This is a genomic window from Vibrio makurazakiensis (genome assembly GCF_050337375.1).
Classification (GTDB): Bacteria; Pseudomonadota; Gammaproteobacteria; order Enterobacterales; family Vibrionaceae; genus Vibrio; species Vibrio makurazakiensis.
The window spans coordinates 1-6,137 of record NZ_JAKJSW010000230.1 but is presented as its reverse complement, the minus strand read 5'-3'; the positions used below and the strand labels follow the sequence as shown (position 1 = coordinate 6,137).

Here is a 6,137-nt window from a genome sequence, read left to right as displayed (position 1 = left end):
TTGCTGTTTAGTGTCTATCACCGCAGGTTATAACAATGCAAAACTTCGATGCCAATTTATTAAAAGTACTAGCGGTGTTATTAGAAGAAAGAAGCGTGACAGCAGCTGCTGAACGCTTATATAGAAGCCCTTCAGCTGTGAGTAAGCAGCTTGCCAAACTAAGGGAAACCTTTGATGATCCTTTATTTGAAAGACAAGCAACTCGCCTAAATCCAACTCCAAAAGCCCTACTTCTCGCACCACAAGTATTCGAAATTCTTAAACACCTGGATCGGCTAGCGATTCCATTAGATTTTGAACACGAGCATAGTCAACGCACCTTTCTCATCGATCTTTGCGAAACGGCTTATTCTTCGATCTATTTAGATTTCATGCCAACATTGCTCGCTCAAGCCCCAGGAATCAAAGTTCGCAATCAGAGATGKACAGACAGCACAATAAGCCGACTTCTTCGTCGTGAAGTTGATTTTGGCGTGGGTATTTTTGAATGGGATAACCGGGGAGATACTCATTACTCTAAGATCCCTGACGAATTACAGTACGTCGAGTTAATGCAAGACACTTCATCATGCTTAATGCGTAAAGACCATCCTGCATTATCTGAAGACTGGAACATCGAAACCTTTCTTAAATATCGTCATATCGAATTGAAGATTGGCGATATGGACACTTGGCTGCTTAACGACGTACTGTCACTTGAACATAAGCAACTAAATACCAGTGTCACCATTACCGATATCAACAGCGCTATGAAGCTTTGTGCCCAGAGTGATTTATTGATGTGTTGCCCAGCGTCATCGGTTAGCTCGTATCAAGCGAGTTCCGAATTAGTCGCCAAGCCACTGCCCATTGAACTTAAGCCTGGTGGATGCGCTTTATTGTGGCATAAGCACTTTGAAAATGATCCTAGCCATAAATGGCTTAGAGAACTCATTCTGAGTAGTTCTAAAAAGGACCAGGTTAGCTAAGCAATAATGAATAAAAAGCCCTCAGATATTGAGGGCTTTTTAGTGTTTATTGAAAGCTTAACGTTTAACTAAGCTTCATTAGAGGTTTGCGATTAGTAATTCGTTTTCTGCCTTAGTTGGCAAATACACACTAAAACAACTGCCTTTCCCAACTTCAGATTCCACTCGAATCTCTCCACCAGTATGACTTAAAATACTTTGTGAAACCGATAGCCCTAAACCTGTGCCATCACGCTTGGTTGTATAGAATGGTGAAAATATTCGGCTCAGCTGTTCTGGCTTAATACCACAGCCTTCGTCTTCAACATGGATGACAGCACCTCGCGTTTGCCCATGCTCAACCCAATCTTCAGTAGAAATAATCAAACTTCCTTCGCCTTTCATAGCGTGGATGGCGTTCATCTGTAAGTTAACCAAAATCTGAAGTAATTGATTGCGATTAATTTCGACCGAGGTTTTTGCCTTTAACGTAGACACATAATGAATGTTCTTTTTCTTGGCACCCGTTTTTACGAGCGTAATGCTTTCATCAACAATCGGATTAATATGCTGCCAGGTTACTTCATCTTGAACACCACCTTGTCGGCTATATTGCAGCAAGCTTCGAGTAATGTTTCTTATACGATCGATCTGCTCCATGATCGCCGTGATTTCTTCATCGACACGATTCGCATCAGCGCCTAACTCGAATTTCATTAATTCGACATTACCCAAAATCACTGCTGTTGGGTTATTGATCTCATGGGCAATGCCCGCCGTCAGCTCACCTAGTGCAGCCAGTTTTTCATTCACTACCAACTTATCACGAGCTTGATTTAATAGACTGATGTGATGTTCTAGCTGTTGCGTTTTTTCTTTAAGGCTTGCAGTTCGTTCATTAACTTTACATTCAAGCCGCATAGCTGCATCGTTAATTTCCTTATTACGTTGGTGCAACAAATCTAGCATTTTGTCGAACTGACGCGCTAACTGAGTGAGTTCGTGTTGGTCATCTAATCCAATCTCTCCAATACGCTTATCTTGCCCCATATGGACTAGCTTCACGACTTTATGAATACGCTCTATCGGGTTAAATAAATCACGGGCTCCTCGGTAAACAATCAAGCCCGATAGAAGTAATAAAGTCACGATGGTTAAACTGATTTCACCAAGATTAGTTAAGTAGGCTTTTATCAACGGCCAAATCAAATAGCCGGTATACAGCATACCAATAACATTATCGTATTGATCACGAATAGGCTGATAAGCCGTGATATACCAAGCATCATGAACAAATGCGCGGTTATGCCATTCACCGCCTTCTCTTAATACTTTTGAGTGGACTTCATGCGAAACTCGCGTACCAATCGCACGCCCCGCTCGCTCAGTGCTATCTAAAGGTACATTGGTACTGACTCTTAAGTTATCGAGAAAGACTGTGACGGTTCCTGTTCGACGAACTGAACCTTCGCGTGGCGGATAAATAAGGTTACGTATTTGGTCGACAAGCCCTGTCGAGTTATTGAGTAAAATGCCCCCATCTAAAAAACCAATAAGATCGTTATATTGGTTTCTAATTGGGATCACGGTTCTACTCACCAAGSCACGAGTTTCAACACCATTCCCGTTTAGTAAAGGCACTTCAGCTCGGTTTGCCAATTCATAATCTAATGTGCCGAGCTCTTCTTTATCTAACACATCRAAGAACGACTCTTTACGTGTTAGGTCTAAGAACTTCCACTTGTTCTCCATGGTGTTGACGCGGTGCCAACGTAAGAAGTCGAGCTGATAGCGTTTACGATTATCCGTCACCCACGTAGCAAACTCAGTGTCTTTATATTGGCTGTTCAGTTTGGAGCGAAACTCGTAAGACTCCGCGAACGCTTTAACATGGTTAGCTTGTTGCTGCTGTATAAGGTTAATACTGTTATCGGCTACATCTAGTCGCTCCGACACGTCGACCAATGCACCCTGCCACGTATAATGAACAGACCAATACATGGTTATCGCGACCAAAGCGCATAACGTTAAAATGATTGGTGCAGACGTCAGAAACAGTAGACGGTATCGAACCATCGTTTTGAAGCGGAAACGCCATTTACCGATAAAGCTATTAATGGGCATGCTCAGCCCCTTCGGCATCCCAATCTTTGTATTTTCGTTCTAGTGTTTTACGGGCTACCCCAAGCTCTCTTGCAGCAGCCGATTTATTACCATCATGATGCTCGACTAATTGCTGGATGTGCGCTTTCTCGACATCTTTCAATGTCCAGTTGTTTGGATATCCCTCACTACCATCACCCTTATCAAGGTTTGGTAATTCCGCTCCTTGTGACACAGTCACAGAAACATGAGTCGGTGTCACTTCACCACTGAGTTCACGCCAATAATGAGCAGGCGGTTTCCCCAGTAATATACAGCGCTCCATAAGGTTTTTTAATTCACGAATATTTCCCGGCCAGTCATACTCATTCATTGCCAATATGTCTTCATGTGCCCATTGTGGCTCTGGCATGCCCAACTCTCTCGCTAGCATTTGAGTAAAGTGAGGCACTAGTTCAACTAGATCTGAGACTCTTTCACGTAAGGGAGTGACATCAATTTTCAGCACATTTAGGCGATAGTATAAATCACGTCTGAACGTGCCTTTATCTACTTCCTCTTGTAAATTTCGGTTGGTTGCAGCGACAATTCTTACATCGACTGCAACTTCACGTTCACTGCCTACGGGGCGAATAGTACGTTGCTCCAATACTCTAAGTAGTGCTGATTGCATTGGCAGTGGCATTTCACCGATTTCGTCTAGGAATAACGTGCCACCATTAGCAACTCGGAAAAGGCCTTCACGACTTTTTTTCGCACCAGTGAATGCTCCAGACATGTGCCCAAACAGTTCGCTTTCTAAAAGTTCAGGGGCAATAGCGCCACAGTTGATTGGAACAAATGGTCCAGTACGTTTACTAGCTYCATGCACACCTCGAGCAACCAACTCTTTACCAGTCCCAGACTCACCTTCAACAAGAACAGAGGCTCTAGATGGAGCAAACTGACAAATTAACTGCTTAAGTTGTTTGGTTTTATCTGAATTACCAATAAGCTCCGTCTTGATATGACGACTCACGTCTCGCTTCAACGCATATTGCATACGTTGCTCAAGGCGTTTATCCATACATCCGAGTACCGCTTGAATCATTTGTTCTAAATTAAACGGTTTAAGGATGAAGTCTGACGCACCAAGCTTTAATGCGGAAATCGTCATATCAAGATCGGCATATCCCGTCATGAAAATTACGTCACAACGTTTATCAGAGTCACTGAATGCTTCTTCCCACTCAATTCCAGAGCGACCAGGTAAATTGATATCCAATACAATCAGGTCAAAGTGCTCACGACTTCTTAAGCGTTCACCTTCCTCTACAGATCCAGCACATTCAACTCGCCCAAAAAATTTACTCAAAGCCTTCCTAAGAATCGCCTGCATTCCCACCTCGTCGTCAACGACTAAGACAGAAAACGCCTGATACTGGCTATAAGATTGATTGTCTGATGATGGTTCTGAGCGGCTGAAAGTAGACATAATAAACTTATGGTTATTTAGATGTGAGACAGAGTGTACCAACTAAAAATTAGTACAATGAGTTTTATATGCGACATTTTGTCCTAGCTCAAAGTTTCCCGTACATTTTTTCCTAAAACAGTCATTAATTGGCTGAAATAACGTCATTTAACTCTTATAAGTCGACCAAAAGCTGGCATTAAGATTGCTATACCCCTGTATTAAATGCGCTTAGATGCATTTTAGTGGCAGAACAAAAGAGCGAAGTTTCTTATCTGCCTTTCTCAATATCTATCAATGGATAACATAATAATGAAAGCAATATCCCTTACAATTGCAGCTCTTTCTATCGTCAGCTACTCGGCTAGTAGCGCAGAAGATACACCACATATAAAACTGGCAACGACAACCAGTACGTACCATTCAGGCTTACTTGATTTCTTACTTCCAGAGTTTGAAAAAGATTCAGGCTATAAAGTTGATGTGATTGCCGCGGGTACAGGCAAGTCACTGCGTATGGGCCAGAATGGCGATGTCGATTTGGTGATGACACACGCACCAAAAGCAGAAGCCAACTTTGTAGAAAAAGGCTATGGGGTATTGCCTCGTAAGCTAATGTACAACGACTTTGTAATTGTTGGACCAATACAAGATCCTGCAAAGATCGAATCTCAACGCTCAATAGCTCAAGTATTTCAGTCTATCGCGAACAACAACGTAACTTTCGTTTCGCGTGGTGATGACTCTGGTACTCATAAAAAAGAGATGGGGATCTGGGCACAAACTAAAATGGAACCGAACTTTGGTGGTTACCGTTCAGTCGGTCAAGGTATGGGGCCAACTCTGAACATGACTTCAGAAATGCAAGGCTACACCATGACTGACCGTGGTACTTGGCTTGCTTACCAAAACAAACTCGATCTTTCTATCTTATTCCAAGGTGATAAAGCCTTGTTTAACCCTTATCAGGTTATCCTTGTTAATCCTGAGCGTTACCCAGCGATTAACTACCAAGGTGCAAAAGTATTCAGTGACTGGCTGGTTAACCCTAAAGGCCAAAAGCTCATCAACGAATTCAAACTAAAAGGTAAACAGCTGTTTGTTGCTAATGCAGATAAATAGGTTTCACAAATAACCTGTTTATCCGGATCGGTAGTGAGCATGACTCACTGCTGATCCATTTTACGTTTAGATGCGCGACTAACTAATAATGAGATAAATCATGAGCCTTTGGCAGACGACGCTAGATGCATTAAACCTGTTGATCAATTTTGACAACGAGCTTTGGCAAATTGTCGCAGTTTCTTTCAGCGTGTCCCTCTCCGCAATTTCACTGGTGATATTTCCAGCCATTGTTATGGCATTTGTACTTGCCTATACAAACTTTCCGGGGAAATGGGCAATCCTGTCAGTTATCAATACGCTTCAAGCTATTCCAACCGTCGTCATCGGCTTACTTCTGTATATGATGCTATCTCGCTCTGGCCCTTTAGGTGATTGGCATATGCTTTTCACCCAAAGAGCGATGATTTTCGGACAAATGCTGATTTGTTTCCCTATCTTAGTTTCCATGATGCATGGTGCATTACAAGCTAGCGACCGCAGAGCAGTAGAAACGGCTTTAACTCTTGGTG

Annotated in this window: 5 protein-coding genes; 3 read left to right on the top strand and 2 right to left on the bottom strand. The window is 42.6% G+C overall.

The annotated features are described in order from the left end of the window. Nucleotides 1-35: 35 nt before the first annotated feature. A complete protein-coding gene (locus L4C33_RS18635) occupies nt 36-968 on the top strand; it encodes a LysR substrate-binding domain-containing protein (protein WP_428813908.1) in 933 nt (310 codons plus the stop codon). Between the two features lie 78 nt (nt 969-1,046). Here the strand turns inward: L4C33_RS18635 and L4C33_RS18630 are convergent, their stop codons facing one another. Together L4C33_RS18630 and L4C33_RS18625 are read right to left on the bottom strand one after the other, a co-directional pair. Continuing rightward, a complete protein-coding gene (locus L4C33_RS18630) occupies nt 1,047-3,071 on the bottom strand; it encodes a sensor histidine kinase (RefSeq protein WP_428813907.1) in 2,025 nt (674 codons plus the stop codon). After that, complete coding sequence (locus L4C33_RS18625; protein ID WP_428813909.1) at nt 3,061-4,428, bottom strand: sigma-54-dependent transcriptional regulator; 1,368 nt, start codon at nt 4,426-4,428, stop codon at nt 3,061-3,063. The genes L4C33_RS18630 and L4C33_RS18625 overlap by 11 nt, the downstream gene beginning before the upstream one ends. A 387-nt stretch (nt 4,429-4,815) precedes the next feature. On the opposite strand from L4C33_RS18625, the gene L4C33_RS18620 reads away from it, so the two are divergent. Together L4C33_RS18620 and L4C33_RS18615 are read left to right on the top strand one after the other, a co-directional pair. Further along, entirely contained in the window at nt 4,816-5,625 is an 810-nt protein-coding gene (locus L4C33_RS18620) for an ABC transporter substrate-binding protein (protein WP_428813906.1), read from the top strand. 100 nt (nt 5,626-5,725) lie between these two features. Further along, the coding region (locus tag L4C33_RS18615) for an ABC transporter permease subunit (protein WP_428813905.1) at nt 5,726-6,137 on the top strand (412 nt) is incomplete at its 3' end.